The organism is Acidobacteriota bacterium, from assembly GCA_030697165.1.
GTDB lineage: Bacteria > Acidobacteriota > Vicinamibacteria > Vicinamibacterales > UBA2999 > 12-FULL-67-14b.
In genome coordinates this window covers 22477-45530 of record JAUYQQ010000017.1, presented here as the reverse complement: position 1 = coordinate 45530, position 23054 = coordinate 22477, and the positions used below count along the sequence as shown (strand labels likewise).

Sequence of the window (23054 nt, the reverse complement as noted above, 5' to 3'; positions counted from 1 at the left end):
ATGAGCAAGACGATCCAGCAGACTCCGGAGGCTGACCGGCCGCGAGAGAAGCTGCTCGCGAAGGGCGCGGCGGCCTTGAGCGATAGGGAGTTGCTGGCGGTCCTGCTCGGAAAGGGCACAGCCCGAATGGACGTCATGACCCTTGCAGGGAAGCTGGCCCGGCTCATGGACGAGAAGGGTCTGCAGGTAGTGGCCACCGACCTGGTGTCGTTCGAGGGAGTTGGCGATGCGAAGGCCGCCCTCATTCTCGCGGCCATCGAGTTCGCCCGTCGCCGGATCAAGCCCGAGGGCGCCAAGATCGTGGCCCCGGCTGACCTTCTCCCCCACATTCGACACTACGCCGATCGGAAGCAGGAGCACTTTCTGTGCGCCAGCCTCAACGGCGCAAACGAGGTTCTGAATATCCGAGTCATCTCGATAGGCCTGATTGACCGAACCCCGGTCCATCCTCGAGAGGTCTTCGCAGATGCACTAGCCGATCGGGCGTCGGCCGTGATCGTTGCCCACAATCATCCCAGCGGCGGCGTTGAACCATCGCCGAACGATGTAGCCATTACGGTTCAACTCAAGGCAGCGGGTGGCATCATCGGGATTGAGCTGCTCGACCACATTGTTTTCGACAAGACTGGTTACTACAGTTTCCTTGAAGCCGGACGGCTGTAGAGCCCACACCGACCGAGGCCGAAAGATTCACAGTCCTGCACCCCCTGGCGCCGTGTGCTGACGACTGTGGTTGCCGCCTGATACAGGCAGCCATAGACTCAGCTGATGAGCGAAGGCCTCCAGCTCGCCGAGCACTCAATTCAGGTCGGCGACAGCGAGATTCTGATCACCAACCGGTCCTTGTCGGAACTCGGCATCCCTGTCGATGTTCTGGTCAGTTCTGACGACAATTACCTCAGTCATGGCGGCGGCGTCTCGCTGGCTCTCTGGCAAGGCGCCGGTGAGTCCGAGATTGCCGCCAGTGTGGCGGCGCAAAGCGACAAATGGGCGCTAGGCGATGTGGTGGTCACGGTGGCTGGTCGCCTACAGGCCAAAGCGATCTTCCACGCCGTAACCGTCGACTTTGATAGCAACCGTCGTTTGACGCAACCCCAGCTGAGCGAGCTCTACACGCGAGTGTTCGAGCTATCGGAGCAGCATGGGCACACTGCAGTAGGTCTCCCCTTGGTCGCGTCTGGTGCCGGTCGAATTACGCCGCAGGTTTCTGCCTCACTTCTGGCTCGCGCGATCCAGGACTCAATTGCTGGTCCTTCAGCCTTGTCTCGGATCATCGTCTCGGCTCCTGCTCCAAATTTCTCGATCGCGTGCGACGCCATCGGGCCCTTGGTCAGCCTGGACACTTCGTTTGCGCAGATTCGCTCCTCCGCCAACCGGATGCTGACAAGCGGCATGAGTCTGCCGGCCTGGCTGGTCACCTCGCTGCAGTCACTGCTGGAGATCGGGACCGCCTCCCATTGGCCATCGGTGGTTGCCCATCTGCTGGACCAAGCGCACGTCACGATGAATCCTGGCGATCTTCCACCTGAGCTTTGGTCGCGGGCGAGTATGGTCCGGAACCGACTCGCACATGGCAGCCGCCAGCCCAGATGGACCGCCGAAGTGACAGGAGCCCTTCTCTCCGTCCTTCAGTGCCTTGAGCGGTCATTACCGCCAGATCAAGGAAGGGCAGACGACGACGTGCCAACGGCCAGCAGCCTCGCGCGGCTCGCAGTCGAGATGGGAGGCCTGCACAAGAAGTTCATCCATCCCGCACGCGGCCCGCTGTTCGACCTGCAAGGCCCTAGCGATGGCGCCAGCGTCAAACGTCCGCCCGAGCCCGTGGTCGCGGCTCGACCTGCTGAGGAAGTCGTTGCCGTGCCGGAAGGATCGCATGTCCGAAGGCTGCATCGACTGCTACTCGATCAGCTGGCCAAGCACGACGAACTGAAGTCGAGGATCGACCGACTCCTGCTAAAAAGGGGCTACCAGGGCGAGTTCGAGCTCCGGCTCCTCGAGCATTGCATTCGGATTGACGAACCGGCCGACCTTCTGAGTGGAACGTTCGACCTTCCGACGCTGCACGTTATCTATGAACAGGTTGTCGGCCAGTCCTCCGATGACGCGGCTGACTCCGCCGAACTTGTCCGTGAGATCCTTTCAGCTGTCGGCTTCCCTTCGGCCACCGCGTGCCATGGCCCGAAGCAGGTGCGTGAGATTATCGACCGCTCCGAACAGCTTGTGCGCGTCAAGGGCCTGTCGGCAGCGTCGAGCGTGGTTCACGATGTGGCGAGACAGCTGGAGTACCTTTGCCATGTACTACTTAGATTCATTTGCCGAGCGGCGTTTTCCGAAGCACCTGAGATCTACCTAAGGAGTCGCGGCAGCATCTCGAAACCAGGCGATCTTGTGAAGTCTGGTCTCGGTCCTTTGTTGATCTACTGCGAGCAGGTCATCGATGACCTCAGAACGACGGAGGCGCCCCAAGCTCTCGTGCTGCAGCGCGACCTGGGCGAGACATCCCTTCCTAAGGGGAAAGACGCGCTCACCGGCGTTCGCAACTCGTTCTCGCACTTCAAACCTGGGGCCCCGGTTGCGTCAGAGGCCGATGCCTTGGGGTTCCTGCACCACGCGCGGCAACTCCTGGTCGCCTTGGCCAGGCCGGAAGGTCGCCTGCTCCCATTTGTCGTGACGATCCAGTCCCTTGAGATCGACCGCTGGGGCCGCCGCACCGTGCGCGCGTTGAACGACGAAGGCATGGACGAAACGCTGTTCACTGACGAGCCCGTTCGCCCCGGTGAAACCTACCTCATGTATCCGCTCTCGAACCCCTTGCGAGTCGATCCCATTCTGGTTCCTGCCGGCGATGTGATCTGGAAAGACTAGCGAGATGGCGCGCGAACTGGACTGAGCCGTACAATGTCCTCCCAACTCTACGGGCCGGAATATTTCGCAGCGTTTCGGTCCCGGCTCGATCAGATCCCCCTTCAGGCACTTGTTCTGTTCTCTCCAACCGACGAGTCGATGATGGCGGCCATTCGGAACGACGCCGACCGAATCCAGGCCGTCACAAGCGAGAGCGTGGTGGTGTTTGTGCCTCTGGACATGGCTGCGGCATGGGCGGACGCCCAGGGGACGAAGCAGAAGAGGCACGAACCGCTTTCAGTCGGTTCGTGGGCCTTGCTCGAGCAGTTCGTGGGGATTGGCGGCGCTCGATGGGACGAGCTTCCGGTGGTGGTCGTGGGACGTTCGGCATTCACCGGCCCTCGCTTGGTCGTGCCGACATCTCCGACGACGGTAGTCGCCCAGTTGGAGGTCGCTGCTAACGTTGCGATGAAGTTCGGTGAGGGAGCGGGGCTTCGACCGTTCAGTCTCGCACTTAGAGAGGTGTCCCCGGACCAACGGTTCACGCCGCGGCCCGTCAGGTCAAAGAACTCGCCTGAGGTGCTTGACGAGTTACTTGCCTCACTCCTCGGAGTGGTTTCGTATGGGGAGGAAACCCAATTCGAGAGTCGTGCATTTGCCGCATCGAAACTGGACGTGGTGCAGATTCAGGACGAGCGCCGGCTTCAAAGCGCAAGGGCCGCCGTTCATGCGCTGGCCGATCCACCCGAACTACCCGAGCCAGTCACAGCGATCTGGCCGGAACTGGACAACGAGAGCCGCGCCTTCCTGTCGACCGTCATCGTCGTCACCGACGCTCTCGCGTCGGCGAACCTCGAGGTTGACTACGCAGCGGCCGGTCTGCCGCTGTGCAAACTCTTTGAGCGGCAACTGAACCTGGCACCGGTGCAAGTAGCCAGGCGGAACCGCGGAGTGCCGCTGCCCGCCAGGTACGGCCTGTTCGACCCAGACCTGATGGCCGGCAGCGGCGTGGTGGACACCTCGCGTGCACTCGGACAACCACAGCACGTCAATATCAACGAGCTTGATTCCCGGAGCCCCATGGCGGCCCACCAGTTCCTCACGCTTGGCCAGTCACAGCACCTATTGCGCGTAATGGGGCTCGACTGTGACCTGGGGGCCGGCCTCGATCCTGAGCTGGTCGCCGACTTGAGGGCGACAACCCGTCAAGTGGGCGCGATCCGAAACCATTTTGGCGCACATGTGGCGGCCATGCCGGCAGACGCCTTTGTGACCCTTCGTGCTCTCGTGCTTGAATCAGGGTCGCTCGTGTATCTCGCCAAACTCGCGGCGGCGCTGCGAGCCTAGGTCCGTTCGCTCTTGGCACTGGTGTCAGGAAACTGCCTGACGAGCGTCTTTACCTTATGAACGCGCCACTCACTCCAGTACATGTTGCGTTGTTTGACGCGGTGGCGGGTGCCCTACGTGAATCGGGGGCCTCGCAGGCAGAAGCAACCGACGCCCTGGTGGACGTCGCATGTTGGCTTGCCGGGGTAACGACCGCCGGTACGCCGGAAGGCCGCCACGGTTTGGCGCACACAATCGCGATCCGAGCGTTCAACGCCGCCCAACGGCCGGCCTTCAGAGAGGTCTGACGCGCCCAGCCTTGGACAAATTCGGACTGGTAACTCAAGTGTTCTTCGACAATGCTGTTGTCCGAGAATGCCAGAGCGAACTGCCCTGGACTCAGCCTCATGGACGGAGCCTAGCGCGAATGCCACTGTTCTCGATTGCGAAGACGACTCTCCAGGCGGTTCCGCAGCGTCCCTTTACGTCCGAGAAGGTGCTGCAGCGGCTGATTGAATCGAACTTAGACGCCGTATTCAAGTGTCGGCTAGTCGCGACCGAGTTTTCGACTGGCTCACAGCACGCGGGTCGCATCGATACCCTCGCCCTGTCGGAGGACGATAACCCCGTCATCATCGAATACAAGGTCACGGAGGCTTCTGACCTGGTCAACCAAAGCCTCTTCTATCTCGCCTGGATTCACGATCACAGAGGCGACTTCCAGGTTGCCGCCCAAAAGGCATTGGGCGACAAGATCAAGGTCGATTGGTCAACAGTTAGAGTCATTTGTATAGCGCCGAACTTCCGGAAGTACGACCTGCACGCGGTTCGGATGATGGGCGCGGGCCTCGAACTGTGGACCTACCGCGCCTTCGCTAACGATGTTGTCTATCTGGAAGAAGTCTTCCGCAAGTCAGACGCCGGAATCGGTGCGCCATTGGCCGGGAAGAACCCAGTTATGGTGGAGGCGGGCAGGAAGTCGGCTGCAGCCCGTGCGATTGGTGTCTACACGTTTGACGAACACCTTGAAGGTAAGCCCGAGGCAATTCGCGAACTGGCGCTCGCCGTCAACGAGTTCACGACCGGCCTCGACTCGTCGATCGACGTCGCTCCGAAGAAGCTCTACGTCAGCTACAAGACATCACAGAACATCCTGTGTATGGAAGTGAAGCACAAGAAACTCCTCTTGTATCTGAAGCTCGACCCGAAGAAGTTCCCAGGCCCAAAGGGAATCAGTCGAGACGTCTCATCGATCGGGCACTTTGGAACCGGCGACTTGGAGATCACCGTATCCGATTCGGCTGAAGTCGAGTTGGCAAAGCCGTTGATCAGGAAGGCCTACGAAGAGGTGGGCGGCTGAGTACCCAGACGAAGATTCGACCTGGTTCCGCAGGTGCAACCGCCCTCCTTCCTCAGTGGACCAAACGTGTGGTCACGGATGCAGGCGGTCGAGACCCTCTCGGCCTATCGCGTGTTGCCCACATGCTGTCTGGCCGCATGCTGCCGGCAATTACCACCCAGACAGACCGCGCGCGCTACTACTCTCTCTATTGTTGGATCCTTCGCCATATCCACGAACAGGATCAGCCACGTAGCGGTGACGCGTTTGTGAAGGCTTTTCAGCGCCGTGACGCAGCCGTGGCAATCGCAACACTACTTGGAGCCGATGGCACCCATCCTGTCGGCGTTCGAGCTGTCGAAGTGCGGGTCGCGCGAGCGAAGGCAAGCGGTCAGATCTCAACCGACTTCGCGGTCCTGCCTTCGAATCGGCTGGGTGCTTTTGGTCAGTACTACTCTGGTTGCCTGTACGAACTTGGGCTGACGCAGCGACTCGAAGATGGGCTTGACAGACTTACACCCGGCATGGCCGAGGACCTGGCTCGGGTATTCCAGGACGCCGTCTCTGAGGCCCCGTACTTGCGCCAAAAGGGATTCGAAGAAGCGACGGTTCCCTTGAACATGCTAAAGCGCTCCAGTGAGCGATTGGGTCTGGATGGCCTCAGTCGACCCTTTGCCTCACAGGAACGTCGGCTCCTGATCAACCTCTTCTTCGGTTTGAACGTCCCCACCCCAAGCGAATCGACTATCCGACGGCGCGGTTCCCTGGCGAGAGTGCTCCAGACTGTTTCCGATTACATGCAGGCAGACATTCCGGTGTTGGAGGCCACTCTCTCCGATCAGCTTCTCTTCGGCCCGTCCTATTTTGGGGTGCTTGTCGATTCAAGAGATCGTCCCAAGAATTTCGTGAGCCAAGCTAAATTGCAGAGGCCAACGCATTTCTGGCGGCAGTTCTGCCTGCAGCAGTTCCTGACGCAGGCACTTGAAGGGGTGCTTCAGGCAGTGATCGATGCTATTGCTGGCCATCCTGGCGGAGCAACCCTGGACGAGGTGTTAGACGAACTGACCGATTCGAGATTTGCCCAATACTTGCATAGCGCCGTTGGACGCCGGTGTGCCACTCCCAAGGCTCTCATGGCTGCCCTTCAGATCGGCCGCCAACCGGACGAAGCCGCGTGCGTCAAACTTCGCTCTGCTTACCCCTACAACAACGTACTCAGCGAATGGTTCTGCCACGAAGATGCAGGGTCACCACCGGAACTAGTGGCCCGTTCTTGCGTCGTTCTCGCCATTCTGTATGGCAAATGGCGAGGCATTCAGACTGACGTCAGCTACTTGGCGGTTGCCCAGGAATCAGGCAACGAGCTGTCGAGTCCTAACGTGTTACCACTGTTGGATAGTTGGTTCGATGGAGCGATGGACTGGCGCACGGCCCTGAGAATCGCTTGTGTGTTGGTCATTAAGCAGCACGACCAAGTCATGTACGGCAAGGGCCGACTCGAAAGTTGTTGGCTGCGTCACGAGGAGGGCCGGTACTACCGAGAGCAGGACTGCACACCTTACTTTCGCGAGTCTAGGCACAAACAGGCCGTCAGCATTCTCGCCGACCTTGGGCTGCTCCGTTGGGTCGGCACCAAGGGCAAGCCCAGCCTCGTTGTATCTGCAGAAGGAAGAGACGTCCTCAGGCGGTCCCTCTCGGAAGGCGTGTGATGGTGAGGTCAGACATTCACGAGGCGTTAGGTCGGAACACATTCGATCACGCTGTAATCTGCACCTTCACGTTCGACCCGAACTTCTTCGAGAACTATTGCCTGGACCGGCTGAAGTCCCTATCGGAGAACGGAAACGTGTCGGTCATTCTCGACCGTCGAATCTACGACGAGATTCTCGCCGCGCCGCCGTCGGAATGGCCTCGTCTTGCGAATCTCCGTTATCTATTGCACCCCATCTCGGTGCCCGGCATTTTCCACCCCAAGCTATTCCTGTTCGCAAGCAAGGAGAAAGGGCTTCTGATCGTTGGGAGCGCGAATTTTAGTAAGGCGGGACTAACTACAAACGCCGAACTTGTCGGGGTGTATCGCTACGAATCGGCGAAGGATGAACAACACCTCGCATTGTTCCAGCAGGCTGTGCAGTTCCTGCTGAGATTGGCCGACAGCTCGCCGGGCGACGACCTACAAGGCAATCTACGGGAACTCCTGGTTGGCGCACCTTGGCTGAGCAGACCTTCGGTTCCTGCTACGCCTGGTCCGTCAGCGCGCTTGATTCACAATCTAGACCGCTCGATCTGGGAGCAAGTGTGCGACGGCGTCCAGAAGCGTCCAACTGCGTTCCACGCGGTGTCGCGATATTTCGATGCTACCCCGGCAGCGCTCACGCGCGTGATCCGGGACCTCAATGCCGAAAAGTACACGCTTTGGACCCAGAACGGGTTGACCACGCTAACACCTGATTGGGTGCGACATCCTGCCGTTCGAAATGGCGCAGCGACCGTGAAAGACATTGCGGTCGACGATGACAGTCACCCTCAACCCCTCCATGCTAAGGCCTTAGCGGTGATCGCTGGAGATGAGGTTCGACTCGCATTCGGTAGCGCCAACTTTACGCACTCGGGCCTCTTCTCGACGAGCCAGACCGGCAATTGCGAGTTGATGATTGTCATTGACGGTTTGTCGACCAAGGTCTGCAAGCCTGAACGTCTGTTCGACCCTTGCGGCTCCGCGGCGGTCCTAACTGATCCACTGAAGGTGCGAACAGCGCCGAAAGAACGTCATCCGCGTGTGCCATCGCCCCCAATCGAGTTATTGGAAGCAACCCTCACCGATCAAGTTCTTGCATGCCGGGTCGGAGAACCGCCCAGCGGCCTGAGCGAGTGGTTCGTTATCCTGTCTACCGGGGATGGAGGCCAGCTCCGCGTCCCCCTATCCTTGTCGACTCCAGCACTGTTGGTCGCAACGGTTGATAGCCCTACCGCGGAGAGGTGTGCCGCCGGTGCCACGGTTGTTCACCTCGAAGCGGCAGCCGGTCGCTCAACCGTGCTCGCCAGCAACCGTCTATTCCTCCTCAACCTGCAGGATGTCGAGACCGGGCGAAGCAAAGGCCGTGAGCGACGAGTTCGAGAGGCCCAGCGTAGCGCTACCCTGTTCGCGGCAATGCTCGACGAGCTCCTTCAATTGAATGAAACCGACACGCTGCAGAACTTTCTCACGCACTGCGACATCCCGGTAATCAACGCCGAGCGGCCGTTTGACTATCGAAGAGCCAGACCCCAGCACGACGGGGACGCCGCGATTAACGGCCTCGGTCAAGGCAACCTTCGCGCGTATGCGTCCCTACACGAGGCAGCAATCGGATTCTGCGAGCGTCACACCCGAAGGATGCGACGCCATTGCTCGACACCGTCCGTTGCAGGTGTGCCAAACTTCATGCACATTGCCCTGGCGATTGGCAACGTCTTATGGTCGCAATCGCAACGAGCGCTGGTGGGACTGGAATCTGCAGATCGTCCTCTCAGTGCTGAGGACTGGTACGAACACCGGCAGCGACTTGGACAGTACGCGAGCATCTTCCATGAGCTCTCAGAAATACTCTACGGAGAGTATGTGCCCGCACTTGAGCAGCGGTTTCGTGCCTTGGCTATCCAGGAGGCAATCAAGCCCGATCTTGAGGCGTTTGTCAGGTTGTGCACACTCTTTATGGGGCTGGGGCGTCGACTCGAAGCCTGCAGAGTGAGTCGGATACGTGTCCGCACTCCGATGGGCGACGTTATAACTCCGAAGTTCTTTCATCACGACATTTTCGCGGAGGCTCGTTGGACTGACTGGTGCGTTGCGGTTCGCGCATCCGTCCAGCGAAGCCAGGCGTGGATGAAGGAAACAGCGTAGTAGACGACTGCGCCCGGCGAGCGTCACAGCGTTGGCGATACGCGATTGCGAGACCAAGCGCGTTCTAGATCGGACATCAGATGAATAGCGACCTTCGGGATCTGGTTCGGACCCGCCTGGAGATAGAAGAACTGCTCACCAAGAACTGGAGCGCCCTCGTCCTCGCCGCCTGCGACGGCCGCGACGCCCTCGACAGCGTCCTCCAGAACGCCAAGACGACGGCGAAGGCCGACGAGAAGCCGTCGGCAACCAAAGGCACGGGCGCATACCTCACCTCCCTCGCCGTCGAAGGCTTCCGCGGCATCGGCCCCAGGCAAACCCTCACGCTGACCGCCGGCCCCGGCCTGACCATCATCGTCGGGCGAAACGGCTCCGGGAAGTCCAGCTTCGCCGAGGCGCTGGAAGTGCTGCTCACCGGCGACAGCAAGCGCTGGTCGGATCGCTCGAAGATCTGGAAGGAAGGGTAGGGGACAACGAGCTGGGCTCCATGCTGGACGAGGGTCCCTCAAAGGTCCGCGATGGTTACCCGTGTTGACACCTCCCCCGATGGTCGCTAGCATCGAGTCAAAGGCTGGGAAACCCACATGACCGCAGGATGGATCGTCACCGACCCTGACATTCTTGGCGGAAAACCCTGCGTCCGTGGCACGCGGCTGAGCGTGGAGTTCCTGCTTGAGCTCGCGGGAAGCGGCGCCAGCCAGAACGAGATTCTGACCAGCTACCCCCAACTCACCTCGGAGGCTTTGGCAGCAGCGTTCTCCTACGCGGCCCAGGTACTCAAGCACGACCGCACAATCGACCTGCCGCAACCGGCATGAACCTGTTCGCGTTCGCGTTGCTAGCGGACGAGAACATCAACCCCGAAGTCGTCTCTGGGCTGAGAGCCCTCGGCTGCCAGATCGTAACCGTTTCGGAGTTGGGTCTGGCAGGAGCCGCCGATAGCCTGATCCTCGAGCGGGCGGACGCCGATGGCCGAGTCGTCCTCACTCACGACCCAGACTTTGGCCGGCTGGCTCTGCAAGGCTCGGCGATTTCGACAGGCGTCGTGTTCTTGCGCCCCGGGCACATTTCAAGCGGCGTCGTGCTGGCTACCCTCGAAGCTGCCAACACGGCTGCGGGAGATCTGTCCACGCCCTTCCTCCTCACAGTGGAGCAGAAATCGCAGTCCGGTCTCCGAATTAGAGTCCGCCAACTTCCGATTGGCGGCTAGGTCATCGCGTGCCGAAGCCAAGCCACAGGTTTGGACTCGGCCGCACTGCCTTGCGCGTGAAGAGCCGCGGCGAACTGCACTCCCGGGTGGTCAGGATTCGGATTCGCTCGAGCACCGAGGGTGGCGATGCGCCCGAATGGCAAGGCGCGACGACCGAGCATATTGCACATATGTAAGGGAGGAGCAACGCAGCCAGTCGGGATGCAGCGCCAGCCGAATGCCGAGCGAGTCCGAATTCAGACCACGGCCTCAGCCTGTTCCTGCCACGCGCCACCCTGCCCGAAAGCCCGTTCCGCTTCGTGGTGATCGACGACCCGGTGCAATCCATGGACCCCTCGCGCGTGGACGGCCTGGCCCGCTTGGCCCGCCGAAGCCTTGGCGAAGGGGGCCGCGCTGGAACCCACTTGGTATCGGAGATGCGGACCACCCTGGCCGCACTGGCCCTCTTCGACGATCGCGACCGCGGCGGCGACGTGATGGCGCGCCTGAACAAGATGGGCAGCTGGGCGGGCGATGCGTTCAAGGGCTGCAAGGAGGGCGCGCACCAGGAGTTCGCCGGCGACATCCAACTGCTGATCCGCGATACCGAGAAGCTGGCCGAGAAGGTCCAGGGGCTGTGATGCTGGCGCACGCCGAAGTCGTGACCGCCGCGCGCAACTTGATGGAGCGGATTGACCCATCCACGGCGGGCTTGTGGCCGCGGGCCACGGCCCTGCTGGCAAGGCAGGCCCTCGAAGGTGCCCTGGATGATTTCTGGAAGGTCCGCGCTCCCGGGATCGAGCAGTGCTCGATGAAGGCGCAGCTGCTATGCCTTCCGTACTATCTTCAGAACCCTAAGACGCTAGGACCCCAAGACCTCGGCGATGGGCACTTGGCGGGGCGTGTGTCCTACGCGTGGGCGGGGCTCAGCCGGGCATGCCATCAGCATCCGTATGAGCTGCCGCCCACGTCGGCAGAGTTGCTGGGGTGGCTGGGGACGGTTGAGGAGCTGGTTACCAGCGTGACGTCAGGGGCATAGGGCGAGAGCGCAAATTCTGCCTCGGTCGCAAGCAACACACCTACTTGGGGTACCACAGCTCGACGCGGCCGGTGGCTGACGGGTCGGCCTTGACCGCCGTGGGCGACGGCCGATACACCTTGGCAATGTAGGGCGGCTCGTGTTCGGCGATGAACTTCAAGACAGCTGGCGCTGTCGCGACGAAGGCCTTCGCCAGTTCCGAGTAGGGCGCGTCACCAACCACGACTAGCAAGGCCACCTTGTGGTCGACGACCGCAGCCAGTTCGTTCGGCTTATAGCGGATTCGCTTGTCGTGGGTCAGGGCTACCCAGCCCTTGGCGGAAACCGCGGCCAGCCAATCGCTGTCCGGACAATCGGGAGCGAAGTGATCCCCGTGCCGCTCGACGGTCAATCCTCCGGCAGTCAGGATTGCTGGAAACTGCAGGCCAAGATCTCGATCGGTGAAGAAGACAACGCTCAAGCCGCCCGCTCGTAGAGAACGGCGTGCTCAATCTCCTCCACGGTAAGCCCGTAATCGGCTGCGAGGTCGTCCGTTGTCTCGCCCGCGTCGATGCGCGAAGCGATAGCGGCCGTCGAGATGCCGGCGCGAAGTACCACTGGGCGACCGAATGAAATATTGGCGTCAATCGCGATGGGCATCCCATCAAGCGACGACTCGGCCATCACGAACGGACGCAGCCGAACCGGGAACCGCGATTCATCCCACTCGACGCGTTTGAGGTGCGCCTCGAACACCTGCCTCATGGCGAGTTGTCCGGAGGCCTGCAGGTCAATCAGGTCGCCGTAGCGGTCCAAGAACAATCGGCCGGCCTCGGACCTGAGCTCGGGGCTCAGGAGCAGGCGCTCAATGCTCAGTTTCTTCTCGGCGTAGTCCACGGCCTGGCGCAGCGCCTTGATGGGAACCCCGTGTTCGGTTCGCAGCGCCCGAAGCACATGCGCCTCGATGAGATTCCAGAACGACAGAACGGGCGGCTCTTTAGATGCCGGCCTGATCAGCGGCGGGAAGTGGCTCTGGCCATGAGCAGTCGGGTACGGCCGCCCAACCGTCCACGCACGCAGCGTCGCGGCCGGGAGCTTCAGATACCTGGCAGCTTCACTCAGGGGATACGCGGGTTGGTTGCGATGATCCTTATTGGCGGCGGGCCTCCTTGCCAACATTCCTGCATTCTACCCCTTGCTCGGCGAACGGAGAAGCCTGACGCCCTCAGGCAACCCGTCAGGCCGGCACTGTTTCGAGGGCCACGTGAAGCGAATCGGACTGAGGAATCGAGAAGTTCAGCTTCTCGAACCCAATCACGCGCCCTGCCACGTCTTTCATCAGGACAACCTCCTCGCCAGTCTCTTCACAGATGTACTCCGGAGTTGCTTCACTAAACCAAACGGTCAGGGTCTGGCCCTCCCGGTCGTAGAACATCTTCACTTCGGCCATATCTGCGTCCCCGCGACCCCGGAATCCCAGAGCCGGCAGGACCTCGAAAAACAGTTCAGGATCCGGCTCCACACCGGCATTCTACGCCCACATGCAGCCGGGCGAGATGCCGCCGTCGTGGCCGCCGCAGCCTTGGCGAAGGGGGCCGCGCCCGGGATGGAGCAGTGCTCGATGAAGGCGCAGCTGCTATGCCTTCCGCACTACCTCCGCGACGAGGAGCTGGCTGAACGCGCGTCCTACGCGTGCGCGGGACTCAGCCGGGCATGCCATCAGCATCCGTATGAGTTGCCGCCAACGTCGGCGGAACTATTGGGGTGGCTGGGGACGGTGGAGGAGCTGGTTTCTCGAGTGAAACCAGCCCAGAACTAGTCACGCTTGGTTCGGCGTCGCCGGCGCTCTAACGTGAGCAGCCGCTGGTGGTGATTTGCCAACGCTTGGCCATGGTCCGAGAATTTGGTGACCATCTCCTGTTTCAGGTCGCCGAGGTCGCGCTCGATTCTCTTGAGCGTCCCGTCAAAACCCTCCGCAGCAAGCCGTGCACCCGCTTTGGCTTCCTCGGCCAGGATCCGGAAGTTGTTGATGATCTCGTCCCTGAATCCAGCCAGGTCGGCTCTGGTCGGCAGTCCATCGACCTTCTTCTCGAGTCCATCGAACTTTTGCTCCAGCCCGCCGAACCTCTGCTCCAGTCCGCCGAACTTCTGCTCCAGTCCGCCGAACTTCTGCTCGAGTCCATCGAACCTTGTTCCCAGACCTTGGATCTCTTCGCGCATATCGTCGTCCGTCGTCATAGTAGCATCGTCCTTCCGCCACGGGACTTGTCCACCGTAGCCCTTGGCGAAGGTGGATCCTGCTAACGACGGGCCAATCGAAATTGGGTTAGATCCCGAATGATCTCGTGGTCCGCGGTCTCACTCGTCGCAGATGTTGCGTACCATCGGATCGAGAAATGCGGCAATAAACGACACCAGCGGGAACCGGAGTCTTCAAGAAAGCGCCCCGACTGTCATTCTTGAGTTCCACGCCAGCGCGGGATCCACGAAGTGCCCACCTGTCCCGAGGCCGGCCACGAACGCGCCGCCGCAATACCGCTCTCGCACCGCCGAGTGGGCAAACCACGCGGGCGGCGCTTGCTCGCCGCGCTGGTCCATCTCGTACACCACGTCGAGCGGCACGTCACGGTTGGGCGCATACGCGACCGCGATCCGGCACGTGCCGGCCCCGGTCTGCACGGCATGGAGCGCCGCATGCCTGGCCGCATAGGCGCCGGCGCGATCGATGTGGCTCAGGTCTTTCCCCGACAGCGCCCCGCCGCCAATGGCCACGCGCGGGCCGTAGTAGTCCACCACGAGCTTGCGCCCGGTCTGACCGTTGTCGCCGTCGCTGCCGCCATTCAGCAGCACGCCGTTGGGATTGATCAGCAGCTCGATGTCGTCGAACGGTGCCGCCCACCGGCGATCCTTCGAGCGGAGCCGCGCGTAGGCGTCGCGCAGATCGTCCACGATGCGGGCGGTGAGCTCGAGCAGCGCGATGTCGGGCAGTTGCTGCAGGGTGACGAGAATCTGCTCGAGCTGCCACCAGTCCGTGCTCTCGCGCAGGCGGACCAGCAGCTTGCCGTCCGGTCCCTGGCCCTGCAAACGCCCGTTCCGGCAGCTCTGCGCCAGCGCGGCGCCGAGGTGGTGCGCCAGGTAATGCTCGGGCGGTAGCCACCCGACCCTGGCGTCGTATCCAGCCCACCCGACGGCAATGCACTGGTCGTTGACGTGATCGGTCCACGTCCGCGGATCCTCCCGGCGCTGGCACACGGTGTCGTGCACCTGGTAGCGATCGGCGTCGATGGCGTTGGGCGCGACGTAGCCGATGCGCCGGCCGGTGGCGCGCACGATGTCGGCCAGCGAGTGCTTCAGCGGCTTCCGCGTCACGATGCCGCCGGTCAGGAACACCTGGTCCGACCACGTGCTCATCTCCACCTGGCAATAGGCGCGGGCGTCGGCCTGGTAGCACGCGGCCACGATGGCGTCGGCCACCTGGTCGCAGAACTTGTCGGGATGTCCCGGGAGAACGACTTCACTCATGCGGATCATGACGGGCACCTCGAGAGCTGTGTGTAAGGCAGGCCGGCATTCGCCAGGAGGGCGGGGCTGCCGTCGCGCGTGACGATGATGTGCAGGCGCGTGCCGGCGGCAGCGGCCACCTGCGCGCGAGTGAGGGGCTCGATGTAGCCATCGGTGACGACAATGGCGGCGCGCGGCCGCGTGCGCGCGACGTGCGCGAGCACGCAGCCCATGCTGGTGCCGCCGGTCGTGTCGGCAACGAGCCGGCCCTGCTCGATGCGCGCGGGCGCGACGATGTTGCTGAAGGCAAAGAAGGGGCGGCGAATGTAGGCGGCCAGCCGCCCGAGCAGCGAGACGATCACCGGCATTTCGGCGTTCATGGAGCCGCTGACATCCAGGTAGACGTGCGCCGAACCGGCGCGGGCCGGATGTTCGGTGTCCCACCGCGCGTCGGGCAGAAACGGGCTCCAGAGCGATCGCAGCGCGGCGCGCCGGTCGCCCGGCGACAGCACGGGCAGCGTGAAGCTGCGCGGCGACGGTTCGCGCGCGATCGACTTCGGGTCCGGCAGCAGGTGCCGCCGCAGCACGGCATAGGTCTCGCGCCGCCACCGGTCCACCGCCGTGTCGGCCGCGCGCACCTCGCTGCGATACGCGTCAGCGCCAACGCCCCGGCTTTTCGGGCTGCGGAAGACTCCGGACCCGTTCATGGACTTGAGCGCGGTCTCGAGCGCCTCGGCCAGCGGACCGGTCAGCGGGGCGGCCTCAGACACCGTTGCGCCGGCGGCCGGGGTTCCGCCGTCGAGCGAGTCGTGATTGCCCAATAAGAGCCCGGCCGGTTGCCGGCGCCGGCTGGTGAGGTCGCGCGCGAGATCGCGGATGTCGTCGGCGACGAGCCGCCCGTCGTAAAGCCCCGCCCAGGCAGCCAGCATGGTTTTCTCCTCGGGGCGCACGCGCCGGCGACCGTAGCCGACATCCAGTATGCGATTCTGCTCGGGCGCGGTGGGCGGCCTGAGCAGCCGCGCGACGCCGCGCTCATCGGCGTAGTACTGGCTCATCAGGCTGCTGTAGTCGGGGCCGAGACTCCGGTGGATGATCGCGTTGATTACGGCATCAACGGCGAGGTGCTCTGGGGGCGTGAGCGCCGTGAACCGCTCGGTGTGCCGCAGCAGCACGTGCAGAAACTCGTGGCAGACGACGGCCTTCACCTGCGCCTCGGTGTGGCAGTGCTCGCGGAGGAAGGCCAGGTTCACGAGCAGGCGCGGCCGCGCCTCGCAGGTGACCGCGAGCGTCGGCACGCTGTCGGTGAACTCGACCGCCAGCACCTTCAGCACGGCGCGGACGGCCAGCGGGTTCTCGTCGATCAGTTCCCGGTAGATGTTGCGAAAGACCTGGGCGTTCATGCGTAGAACCCCCGTCCGTCGAACAGCTCGAGTTGGCGCGTGAGGCTGGCGCAGGTCCAGAGCACGGGCCGCCGCGGGTCGTAGCACCACGCCGTGCAGAGCCCGAGCACGAGCGCCTGGTAGAGCGCGTCGCTGGCCAGGAGCGAGGCCACCGGCGCCGGCCTTGGGGCCGGGTCGGGCCGGCAAATGCGCGGCTCGTCCGGCAGGGCGAGCGCTTCGCGCGCCTCCCGTTCGTCGGCGAACCCGCAGTCTTTCAGCAGATCGCGCACGCAGGTCAACGGGCTGCGGCGCCCGAAGTCGAGGCCCACGCGGAGCACGCGCGGGCAGCGCACCGCGCCCTCGTCTTGCCCCAGCAGGGTGGACCGGATCCGCTCGGACCGGCCACGGCTCATGGGCCCGCCGGTGTTGGCGAATCGCTCGTAGACGTCTTCGTTCCAGGCGGCGTTCACGCGGTCCTCCCTTCGCCGAACACCTGCACGGTCCGGTGGAACTCCTGCTCGAACTCGCGGGGCTTGGCCACGACGAGGTTGTGGACGAGGCAGAAGTAGAGGAGCTGCTGGGCGCGCTCACGGCGCGCGGCGCCGAGCCGTTGCAGCACGGGGGCGTAGGCGGCCAGCTCGGGATGCGTGCTGTTCTGCTGGGAGAGCCGCTCCTGCCAGGTGATCTCGCCGTCCACCGTGAGGATGGGTTGTGCGAGGCGGCCGAGGTCGTTCACGGCCTCGGCGCCAATCGGCAGGCGTCCGGCCACCGCAGCCGGATAGGCGGCAAACGCAAACGCGGCCGCGCGCGCCTTGGGCTCGTTCGCCAGCAGTTGCTCGATGGCGAGGGTGCCCGCGTCGGGGTCCGGGCACTCGTCGAGCAGCAACTGCGCCTTGCGGTCGAGCGGCCGCTGCAGGTGGAAGTGGTGCAGCCACCGATCGCGGCCGTGGAGCATCGTCGTATCCCAGGCCAGGCGATGGGCGGCGGCCACCTTGTCGGCATCGGGCGTCTCGCCCCACGCGCGCTGCGGCAGGCTGGCGTCGAGCACCGTGCGGAACAGCGTCTCGCCGGCGCGGCTGCCGAGCGTCTCGGTGGTGAGGCCTTCGACGAGCGTCGCGGCCAGCAGCGTGCGCGTGATGAGGCGCGCGCGGCGCGGCGACAGGCGAATGCCGGCGTCGCCGAGCGCGGTCGTCACGGCGCACACGTAGTTGACCAGGGCGTCGGGGCAGTGGTCCTGCAGTGCGGCAAAGGCTGTCTGCCAGGCGGCCAGCGCCGTCTTCAGCTCCCCACCGTCGTCGGCCGACACGCCTTCGCCGGCGGGGTTGGCCACGAGCCGGCGGTCGGCGTCGCTCAACGCGTCCCAGTCGCCGACCTGCAGAATCACCGCGAAGCGGTCGGCGAGCGCGGGATCGAGCGGCTCGGCGCCGAGATAGTCTTCGCCTCCCGACTGGTCGGTCGAGCAGGGGTTCATCGCGGCCCAGCGGTAGCGCAGCTTCGTCAGCGCGAGGCCCTGGATCTTGCGTTCATGCACCAGCGAGAACAGACGATTCTGGTGCTCGGGCTTGCAGCGGCTGATCTCGTCGATCAGCACCGACTCGGCGCCCCACACCGTGGCCGGCGTGGCCAGGAACCGGACCGAGGCCTTCTCTTCGTCCGGATAGGGGAAGCCGACGAGATCGTCAAACGAGATCAGGCTCGCGTTGTAGTGCCGGTGCTCGAGGCCGAGCGCTTCGCTGATCGAGTTGAGCAGGAACGTCTTGCCCGTGCCGCTCGGGCCGATGAGCAGGATCGGGTCGCCGCTCGTGAGCGCGGCGAGGATGACGGGCTCGTGCGCGAGGAAGCCGTAGGCGCCAAGGCCGGCCAGGCGGCCCCGGGACGGAGGAGTCGTATCGGACATGCAGCACCTCATCGATCGCGGCATTACCACCGACTCGAAGCCGGTTGGTGATCGTCATAGGGCCACGTCCCTCGGATCGTCTTGATGACTAGCTGCGTCGAATGACGACAGCGGAATCAATGTATGGGGATATGGTGATTGATGTCAAGGTGTTGGTCCGCGAGACCGTGGCGCTGCGCGAAGGCGGACCTCGATGGAGTTGCTGGGGTGGCTTGGGACGGTTGACGAGCTGGTTGCGCGCGTGACGTCAGGGGTGTAGGCAGATCGCAAATTCTGCCTCTTGCGGAGTCCTCAGGACGATGACATCGTCGTCGGCATGGCGCACTCTCGATCCTTTGGCGTGGCTGGCCGCCGTGGGAGTATTCTGATCCCGGCTGCTCTTGAGGTGCTGACCATGCCAAAACCTGTAGAAGTCAGGGCACTCGCCAACTACCGAATCTGGCTGCGTTACGACGACGGCATACAGGGGGAAGTCGATCTTGGCGACCTGGCCGGTCGCGGCGTTTTCCAAGCGTGGGACGACCCGGCGTTCTTCACCGCGGTTCGGGTGGGGTCGCACGGTGCCGTCGAGTGGGGTTCCGGCCTTGACCTGTGCCCAGACGCCCTGTACATCCGGCTGACTGGACGGTCGCCGGAGGAACTGTTTCCGGTCCTCAGGTCTGCCCACGCCGATGCCTGAGATCTGTCCGGGAACCCACATGACCTCAGGATGGATCGTCACAGACCCTGACATTCTCGGCGGAAAACCCTGCGTTCGTGGCACGCGGTTGAGTGTGGAGTTCCTGCTCGAGTTCTCAGCCGGCGGCGCCAGTCAGGCTGAAATCCTGGCCAGTTACCCGCAACTGAGCGCTGAAGCTCTGGCTGCCGCCCTTAGTTTAGGTTCGGCGCCAAACCTAAAATAGCAATGCCGTTGGCATGGGTTCCTAAACTAACGGGGCCTCAGCCTATTCGATCAGCGGCGCGCCAAGCTTTGCCGCGACCGCGGCGCTGAGGCACCTGCCGAAGGCCGGCGGGGGCGATTGGCCGGCCTTAATTCCCTTCTCGTACGCCGCGACCGCCCCTCGCCAGTGGTCCTTGGTAAAAGGCACCACAGTGATACCCAACTGGCCAATCATGACGTCCAGCGTCAGCTCCGACATCCAGTCGCCCCTTGTCGACAAGATGATCGCCGCTTCGGCCACGGCGGTGGCGCATACCCGAGGGTTCTCGTCGTCAACCAACTGAGCGACCAGGCCCTCGAAGCCCGGTTCCTTGCGCGCGATCGCGACGAGGGTTCGCGCATCGACCGTCATACGCCCTCCGGTCCGTAGCCGAGGATGGCGTCCTCTTCCTTGCGCGTAAGGGGCTGACTCGGTACCTTGCGCGCGGGCCGGCAGGAGGTCTCCAGCACATTCAACACCTGCTGCATCCGCTCCGCCTTCGACACCGGCTTCGTCAGGCGCGCCAGGCGCTCTTGCAGGGAGACGATCACCACCTCGTCCTCCGATTCGCCCGTGACTTGAATCAAGTCTCGAATGAGCATCTGCTTCTCAACATCCGCACCGTAGTCTCCGCGTTCGCGTTTCATGACGACGACGCTACCATCGTCGCCGGCGACTGCGTTCGACCGAAGATCGGGTCGGGCGAAATAGGTCAGACGATGGTTATTCTGACTAGCGGGAACGCCGCTGGTTCATCCCGCTGGTCCGGTTTCTTCATACGCAAGCAACGTATAATGCGCGTTCGGAGTTAGAACCAAATAGCATGAGCAAGAAGCGAAATCTCTTTGCAGAACTCACCGAAGGCATGACTGCGCTGGCCGAGGCCCGGGGCGGCAAACGGACGCTGCGGACTCACGCGGTTGAGTTCAAGCCGGCACCCGCCGTGACACCGCGCGAGCTGTTGCGTTTGCGAGAAACCCTCAACCTATCCAGGGCCGTCTTTGCGGGCTACCTCCGGACCAATGTCCGCACCCTCGAGAACTGGGAACAAGGCCGGGCCAAACCAAACGCCCAGGCCGCGTTGCTGATCAAGCTGGTGAAGCGGTTTCCCGATACGGTGGAGCGATTGGCGGCCATCTGCCTGGCCATCGCGCTGCTGTCGCCGGCGGGGGCCGCGGCGCAAACCGCGCCACTGATCCGCGACATCGCATCCAGCGCCAACTTCACACTTATCGTCAAAGCCGACGGCACCGTCGTCGGCTGGGGACGCGATCCGGATGGGCAGGCCGCGCGGCCGGTGTCCGCGAACCGCCTGGTGACCACTCCCATCCCCATCGACCTGCCCGGCAAGGTGCTGCAGGTTGCCATGGGGCCACGATGGCCACGGACAGATGCGCATGGGCACGACGGGCGGGTACTACCATAAGCCGGTGATGTCGCCACTTCGCAGTGGCGCCCCATAAAGGGGCGCCCTACGAGACGCAAACAGGTGGCAGCGCCTAGTTGTCCGAGGTTGACGCGCCGCCTTCGACCTTGCGAATGCGCACGACCTGATCGGCCAGGGCCAGTCGCGTCAGACGGCGGTCCACCGCGTGTTCCTTGCGGATTAAATCCGTGGTGCGCCGCATCTCGCCCATGAAGCCGGTCACCAGCTCGCGGATCGTCGTCACGTCCCCGCGAATCGATTCCGCCACGACGTCGAGTTTCGAGTCGAGAGCGGAGATGCGACCTTCGAGGCGGTCAAAGCGACCGGTGTGTTCGTCCAGACGCCCGTCGATCTTACCCAGGCTTCCATCGATCCCGTCCAGACGCCCGTCGATCTTGCCAAGGCGCCCGTCGATCTTGTCGAGGCGCAACCGTTGCTCTTGAAACCCCTTCGCAACCGTGACCTCAAGGTTCGCAAGCTGCTTATCCAGTGTCATAACGTGATCGTTGGCCATCGTAGCATCGTCCTCCGCAGCGATAACCTGCTAACGACGGGCCAATCGAAATAGGGCGTGATCCCGAATGATTTCGAGACGTGTGGCTCGAGCGGTCTCAGTTTCTTCGCTCGGGTGGACGTCGGAATGTGGAAGAAATAGCGTACTGGCTAGGGTCGATCAGCCACTCGGCAGTGAAGCCCTAATCCAGCCGGTCCAACTGTTCCTTGACCTTCGCCAGTACAGCCTGTTCATCGAGCTCCGGATGGCGATGGCGGACGCCATCAGCCATCAGCCGGCACGCGCGTTCGAACAGCCGTGGGCCCTCTAACAGCTTGTCTTCGGGCCGCATCGCCCTGGCGCGAATGACTTCTTCGCGATAGAGCGCATCGGCGAGGGCCGTTAGGGGCGCCATAGCTGTCTGAATTCTAGCAGTCCGCCTGGGAGAGTTGCAGGTCAGGGCTCAAATCCCCGTTCCCGCATAAACGCTTCATACTTCGCCCGCTGCTGCGCGGCGACCGCCTTCAGCTCGGGCAGCTTCCGGTAGAACTCCTCTTCCTGGAGGCGGTGGTAATCGTCGATGGCTGTCTGCCTGGCATCCCGTTTGGCCTTGTCGGCCGCGAACTCTTCCAGCAGCACATCCACCGGGGCGCCGCGGACCTCAATCTCGAGCGCCGTGAGTCGCTCGTCAAGCTTCGCGATCAACGCGCGATTGAGCGCGCACGCCTTACAAGTGATCGGGTCTATGGGATTGATCATCGTGCACCCGTTCAGACGACGGTAGCATCGTCGTGGGCGACGGCGTTCGACCGAAGATCGCGAGGATGAAAGATAGGTCGATCGACATTGCAGTTCCTGCGTACGTGCCGCCGCAACTGCATCGCAAATCTTTCGTCTTGCCGCACGCTTTCAGACGATGGCATCGTCGTCGCGTGGAGAGGGTGGTGAGTGATGATCGATGGATTGAAGCTGACGATGCCGGGTGATGTGCTGAAGGCGAGAGTGGCGGGCCGGATCCGGTTGCACGAAAGCGCACTGGAGCGCTACCGAGCGGACTTGAAGATGGATCCGAAAGATCAGACCGATGAGCATCCGTGGCTGCCGGACCACATCCTGGAGAGCATGATCGACGAGCGCCTGGATCGGATTGCGGCGCTGACCTTGATCCGCGACCACGTGGTTTCTGCGGAGACGTATCTGCTCGACAAGTCCGACCTGCAGTTTGCGGAGATGCTGCCGCCACCGCCGGAGCCGGAGTGGCCAGTTTGCATGGCCCGGCGGTAGCCGGCTACGCCAGGGTGGAATAGAACCGTTTACATCTATACGTTATCTGCGTATATTCATGAAGGCGACATTCGTGGAGCTGCCCGCTTTTTAGCGATGGTCGGTACTGAAGAACGCCGTAAAGGCCGAGTTGGCGGCGAGACGAGGCGAGTGAATGGCAAAGAAGGAACACAAAGGCGTTCACGACCGGCGGGATCTCTTTGCTGAGCTCAGCGAGGGACTCACGGCATTGGCCACTGCCCGTCAGGGCAAGCGGACGCTGCGCACGCATGCTGTGGAGTATCGGCCGGTGCCAAACCTAACGCCAAGGGAGCTTGGCGTGATACGAGGGCGACTGAAGATGTCGAGGGCGCTCTTTGCTGCCTTCCTGCGGACGAATGTGAGGACTCTGGAAAATTGGGAGCAGGGCCGGGCGAAACCCAACGCCCAAGCCGCACTGCTTATCCACTTGGTGAAGCGCTTTCCAGACACGGTCGAGAGACTGGCGACCATCTGAGCCTGGCGCTGTTCTGCGCAAGCTAGCCGGGTGTGACCGGTGCTGTCACACAGCACTTG

The 23054-nt window shown here is 62.9% G+C and carries 27 protein-coding genes and 2 pseudogenes; 16 read left to right on the top strand and 13 right to left on the bottom strand.

The genetic code is table 11. The features are described 5' to 3' along the window. The 10 genes and pseudogenes from radC to Q8T13_17120 all read left to right on the top strand — a co-directional run bounded on the left by radC (window position 1) and on the right by Q8T13_17120 (window position 11222). On the top strand, window positions 1-663 hold the full coding sequence (radC, locus tag Q8T13_17165; protein ID MDP3719494.1) for a DNA repair protein RadC: 663 nt from the start codon (window positions 1-3) through the stop codon (window positions 661-663). Window positions 664-768: 105 nt separating this feature from the next. Continuing rightward, window positions 769-2865 (top strand): macro domain-containing protein, encoded by a 2097-nt coding sequence (locus Q8T13_17160; protein ID MDP3719493.1) that lies wholly within the window; start codon window positions 769-771, stop codon window positions 2863-2865. Between the two features lie 33 nt (window positions 2866-2898). Next, on the top strand, window positions 2899-4191 hold the full coding sequence (locus Q8T13_17155) for a hypothetical protein (protein ID MDP3719492.1): 1293 nt from the start codon (window positions 2899-2901) through the stop codon (window positions 4189-4191). A gap of 406 nt (window positions 4192-4597) precedes the next feature. Then, entirely contained in the window at window positions 4598-5530 is a 933-nt protein-coding gene (locus Q8T13_17150; GenBank protein MDP3719491.1) for a DUF5655 domain-containing protein, read from the top strand. Between the two features lie 137 nt (window positions 5531-5667). After that, window positions 5668-7218: a hypothetical protein gene (locus Q8T13_17145; GenBank protein ID MDP3719490.1), complete on the top strand. Its 1551-nt coding sequence runs from the start codon at window positions 5668-5670 to the stop codon at window positions 7216-7218. Then, entirely contained in the window at window positions 7218-9392 is a 2175-nt protein-coding gene (locus Q8T13_17140) for a phospholipase D-like domain-containing protein (protein MDP3719489.1), read from the top strand. Before Q8T13_17145 ends, Q8T13_17140 begins: the two co-directional genes overlap by 1 nt. A gap of 260 nt (window positions 9393-9652) precedes the next feature. Then, window positions 9653-9856: pseudogene (locus Q8T13_17135) on the top strand (ATP-binding protein). Between the two features lie 120 nt (window positions 9857-9976). After that, window positions 9977-10210, top strand: coding sequence for a DUF433 domain-containing protein (locus Q8T13_17130; GenBank protein MDP3719488.1), 234 nt, complete (start codon window positions 9977-9979; stop codon window positions 10208-10210). Beyond that, window positions 10207-10602, top strand: a complete 396-nt coding sequence (locus Q8T13_17125) for a DUF5615 family PIN-like protein (GenBank protein ID MDP3719487.1) — start codon at window positions 10207-10209, stop codon at window positions 10600-10602. Before Q8T13_17130 ends, Q8T13_17125 begins: the two co-directional genes overlap by 4 nt. 416 nt (window positions 10603-11018) lie before the next feature. Continuing rightward, window positions 11019-11222: a hypothetical protein gene (locus Q8T13_17120; GenBank protein ID MDP3719486.1), complete on the top strand. Its 204-nt coding sequence runs from the start codon at window positions 11019-11021 to the stop codon at window positions 11220-11222. A gap of 438 nt (window positions 11223-11660) precedes the next feature. Here the strand turns inward: Q8T13_17120 and Q8T13_17115 are convergent, their stop codons facing one another. From Q8T13_17115 to Q8T13_17080, 8 genes are all read right to left on the bottom strand, one after another. Next, window positions 11661-12080: a hypothetical protein gene (locus Q8T13_17115; GenBank protein MDP3719485.1), complete on the bottom strand. Its 420-nt coding sequence runs from the start codon at window positions 12078-12080 to the stop codon at window positions 11661-11663. Next, the gene (locus Q8T13_17110; GenBank protein ID MDP3719484.1) at window positions 12077-12778 is read right to left on the bottom strand and encodes a DUF433 domain-containing protein; all 702 of its coding nucleotides are present in this window, start codon (window positions 12776-12778) and stop codon (window positions 12077-12079) included. The genes Q8T13_17115 and Q8T13_17110 overlap by 4 nt, the downstream gene beginning before the upstream one ends. Window positions 12779-12836: 58 nt before the next feature. Continuing rightward, on the bottom strand, window positions 12837-13049 hold the full coding sequence (locus tag Q8T13_17105; protein ID MDP3719483.1) for a DUF2283 domain-containing protein: 213 nt from the start codon (window positions 13047-13049) through the stop codon (window positions 12837-12839). Window positions 13050-13414: 365 nt separating this feature from the next. Further along, the gene (locus Q8T13_17100; GenBank protein ID MDP3719482.1) at window positions 13415-13837 is read right to left on the bottom strand and encodes a hypothetical protein; all 423 of its coding nucleotides are present in this window, start codon (window positions 13835-13837) and stop codon (window positions 13415-13417) included. A gap of 195 nt (window positions 13838-14032) precedes the next feature. Further along, a complete protein-coding gene (locus tag Q8T13_17095; protein MDP3719481.1) occupies window positions 14033-15121 on the bottom strand; it encodes a methionine adenosyltransferase domain-containing protein in 1089 nt (362 codons plus the stop codon). Window positions 15122-15126: 5 nt separating this feature from the next. After that, window positions 15127-16500 (bottom strand): VWA domain-containing protein, encoded by a 1374-nt coding sequence (locus Q8T13_17090; protein ID MDP3719480.1) that lies wholly within the window; start codon window positions 16498-16500, stop codon window positions 15127-15129. Next, window positions 16497-16949, bottom strand: coding sequence for a hypothetical protein (locus tag Q8T13_17085; protein MDP3719479.1), 453 nt, complete (start codon window positions 16947-16949; stop codon window positions 16497-16499). The genes Q8T13_17090 and Q8T13_17085 overlap by 4 nt, the downstream gene beginning before the upstream one ends. Next, entirely contained in the window at window positions 16946-18376 is a 1431-nt protein-coding gene (locus Q8T13_17080) for a MoxR family ATPase (protein MDP3719478.1), read from the bottom strand. The genes Q8T13_17085 and Q8T13_17080 overlap by 4 nt, the downstream gene beginning before the upstream one ends. 394 nt (window positions 18377-18770) lie before the next feature. On the opposite strand from Q8T13_17080, the gene Q8T13_17075 reads away from it, so the two are divergent. Together Q8T13_17075 and Q8T13_17070 are read left to right on the top strand one after the other, a co-directional pair. Further along, entirely contained in the window at window positions 18771-19055 is a 285-nt protein-coding gene (locus tag Q8T13_17075) for a DUF2442 domain-containing protein (protein MDP3719477.1), read from the top strand. A 19-nt stretch (window positions 19056-19074) separates the two neighbouring features. Further along, window positions 19075-19278: a DUF433 domain-containing protein gene (locus Q8T13_17070; GenBank protein MDP3719476.1), complete on the top strand. Its 204-nt coding sequence runs from the start codon at window positions 19075-19077 to the stop codon at window positions 19276-19278. A 42-nt stretch (window positions 19279-19320) separates the two neighbouring features. Here the strand turns inward: Q8T13_17070 and Q8T13_17065 are convergent, their stop codons facing one another. Further along, the gene (locus Q8T13_17065) at window positions 19321-19668 is read right to left on the bottom strand and encodes a type II toxin-antitoxin system VapC family toxin (GenBank protein MDP3719475.1); all 348 of its coding nucleotides are present in this window, start codon (window positions 19666-19668) and stop codon (window positions 19321-19323) included. Then, complete coding sequence (locus tag Q8T13_17060) at window positions 19665-19943, bottom strand: type II toxin-antitoxin system VapB family antitoxin (protein ID MDP3719474.1); 279 nt, start codon at window positions 19941-19943, stop codon at window positions 19665-19667. The genes Q8T13_17065 and Q8T13_17060 overlap by 4 nt, the downstream gene beginning before the upstream one ends. 176 nt (window positions 19944-20119) lie before the next feature. Between Q8T13_17060 and Q8T13_17055 the strand changes: the two are divergent. Together Q8T13_17055 and Q8T13_17050 are read left to right on the top strand one after the other, a co-directional pair. Next, window positions 20120-20434 (top strand): annotated as a pseudogene (locus tag Q8T13_17055) (transcriptional regulator). Then, a complete protein-coding gene (locus Q8T13_17050; protein MDP3719473.1) occupies window positions 20414-20722 on the top strand; it encodes an RCC1 domain-containing protein in 309 nt (102 codons plus the stop codon). Before Q8T13_17055 ends, Q8T13_17050 begins: the two are co-directional and overlap by 21 nt. 73 nt (window positions 20723-20795) lie before the next feature. On the opposite strand, the gene Q8T13_17045 is transcribed toward Q8T13_17050, so the two are convergent. From Q8T13_17045 to Q8T13_17035, 3 genes are all read right to left on the bottom strand, one after another. After that, window positions 20796-21236: a hypothetical protein gene (locus Q8T13_17045; GenBank protein MDP3719472.1), complete on the bottom strand. Its 441-nt coding sequence runs from the start codon at window positions 21234-21236 to the stop codon at window positions 20796-20798. A gap of 181 nt (window positions 21237-21417) precedes the next feature. Further along, a complete protein-coding gene (locus Q8T13_17040) occupies window positions 21418-21630 on the bottom strand; it encodes a hypothetical protein (GenBank protein MDP3719471.1) in 213 nt (70 codons plus the stop codon). 41 nt (window positions 21631-21671) lie between these two features. Beyond that, window positions 21672-21974 (bottom strand): hypothetical protein, encoded by a 303-nt coding sequence (locus Q8T13_17035; GenBank protein MDP3719470.1) that lies wholly within the window; start codon window positions 21972-21974, stop codon window positions 21672-21674. A 192-nt stretch (window positions 21975-22166) separates the two neighbouring features. Between Q8T13_17035 and Q8T13_17030 the strand changes: the two genes are divergently transcribed. Together Q8T13_17030 and Q8T13_17025 are read left to right on the top strand one after the other, a co-directional pair. Further along, window positions 22167-22499: a hypothetical protein gene (locus Q8T13_17030; GenBank protein ID MDP3719469.1), complete on the top strand. Its 333-nt coding sequence runs from the start codon at window positions 22167-22169 to the stop codon at window positions 22497-22499. A 154-nt stretch (window positions 22500-22653) separates the two neighbouring features. Beyond that, window positions 22654-22995, top strand: a complete 342-nt coding sequence (locus Q8T13_17025; GenBank protein MDP3719468.1) for a transcriptional regulator — start codon at window positions 22654-22656, stop codon at window positions 22993-22995. The last annotated feature ends 59 nt before the right edge of the window (window positions 22996-23054 follow it).

Bases quoted from the DNA above. Each gene is read 5' to 3' on its own strand.
- Q8T13_17075 (MDP3719477.1), top strand. From the start codon at position 18,771: ATGCCAAAACCTGTAGAAGTCAGGGCACTCGCCAACTACCGAATCTGG.
- Q8T13_17045 (MDP3719472.1), bottom strand. From the start codon at position 21,236: ATGGCCAACGATCACGTTATGACACTGGATAAGCAGCTTGCGAACCTT.
- Q8T13_17150 (MDP3719491.1), top strand. From the start codon at position 4,598: ATGCCACTGTTCTCGATTGCGAAGACGACTCTCCAGGCGGTTCCGCAG.
- Q8T13_17065 (MDP3719475.1), bottom strand. From the start codon at position 19,668: ATGACGGTCGATGCGCGAACCCTCGTCGCGATCGCGCGCAAGGAACCG.
- Q8T13_17140 (MDP3719489.1), top strand. From the start codon at position 7,218: ATGGTGAGGTCAGACATTCACGAGGCGTTAGGTCGGAACACATTCGAT.
- Q8T13_17070 (MDP3719476.1), top strand. From the start codon at position 19,075: ATGACCTCAGGATGGATCGTCACAGACCCTGACATTCTCGGCGGAAAA.
- Q8T13_17120 (MDP3719486.1), top strand. From the start codon at position 11,019: ATGCGGACCACCCTGGCCGCACTGGCCCTCTTCGACGATCGCGACCGC.
- Q8T13_17110 (MDP3719484.1), bottom strand. From the start codon at position 12,778: ATGTTGGCAAGGAGGCCCGCCGCCAATAAGGATCATCGCAACCAACCC.
- Q8T13_17145 (MDP3719490.1), top strand. From the start codon at position 5,668: ATGCTGCCGGCAATTACCACCCAGACAGACCGCGCGCGCTACTACTCT.
- Q8T13_17155 (MDP3719492.1), top strand. From the start codon at position 2,899: ATGTCCTCCCAACTCTACGGGCCGGAATATTTCGCAGCGTTTCGGTCC.
- Q8T13_17160 (MDP3719493.1), top strand. From the start codon at position 769: ATGAGCGAAGGCCTCCAGCTCGCCGAGCACTCAATTCAGGTCGGCGAC.
- Q8T13_17025 (MDP3719468.1), top strand. From the start codon at position 22,654: ATGGCAAAGAAGGAACACAAAGGCGTTCACGACCGGCGGGATCTCTTT.
- radC (MDP3719494.1), top strand. From the start codon at position 1: ATGAGCAAGACGATCCAGCAGACTCCGGAGGCTGACCGGCCGCGAGAG.
- Q8T13_17105 (MDP3719483.1), bottom strand. From the start codon at position 13,049: ATGGCCGAAGTGAAGATGTTCTACGACCGGGAGGGCCAGACCCTGACC.
- Q8T13_17030 (MDP3719469.1), top strand. From the start codon at position 22,167: ATGATCGATGGATTGAAGCTGACGATGCCGGGTGATGTGCTGAAGGCG.
- Q8T13_17060 (MDP3719474.1), bottom strand. From the start codon at position 19,943: ATGAAACGCGAACGCGGAGACTACGGTGCGGATGTTGAGAAGCAGATG.
- Q8T13_17035 (MDP3719470.1), bottom strand. From the start codon at position 21,974: ATGATCAATCCCATAGACCCGATCACTTGTAAGGCGTGCGCGCTCAAT.
- Q8T13_17130 (MDP3719488.1), top strand. From the start codon at position 9,977: ATGACCGCAGGATGGATCGTCACCGACCCTGACATTCTTGGCGGAAAA.
- Q8T13_17095 (MDP3719481.1), bottom strand. From the start codon at position 15,121: ATGAGTGAAGTCGTTCTCCCGGGACATCCCGACAAGTTCTGCGACCAG.
- Q8T13_17080 (MDP3719478.1), bottom strand. From the start codon at position 18,376: ATGTCCGATACGACTCCTCCGTCCCGGGGCCGCCTGGCCGGCCTTGGC.
- Q8T13_17125 (MDP3719487.1), top strand. From the start codon at position 10,207: ATGAACCTGTTCGCGTTCGCGTTGCTAGCGGACGAGAACATCAACCCC.
- Q8T13_17100 (MDP3719482.1), bottom strand. From the start codon at position 13,837: ATGACGACGGACGACGATATGCGCGAAGAGATCCAAGGTCTGGGAACA.
- Q8T13_17040 (MDP3719471.1), bottom strand. From the start codon at position 21,630: ATGGCGCCCCTAACGGCCCTCGCCGATGCGCTCTATCGCGAAGAAGTC.
- Q8T13_17090 (MDP3719480.1), bottom strand. From the start codon at position 16,500: ATGAACGCCCAGGTCTTTCGCAACATCTACCGGGAACTGATCGACGAG.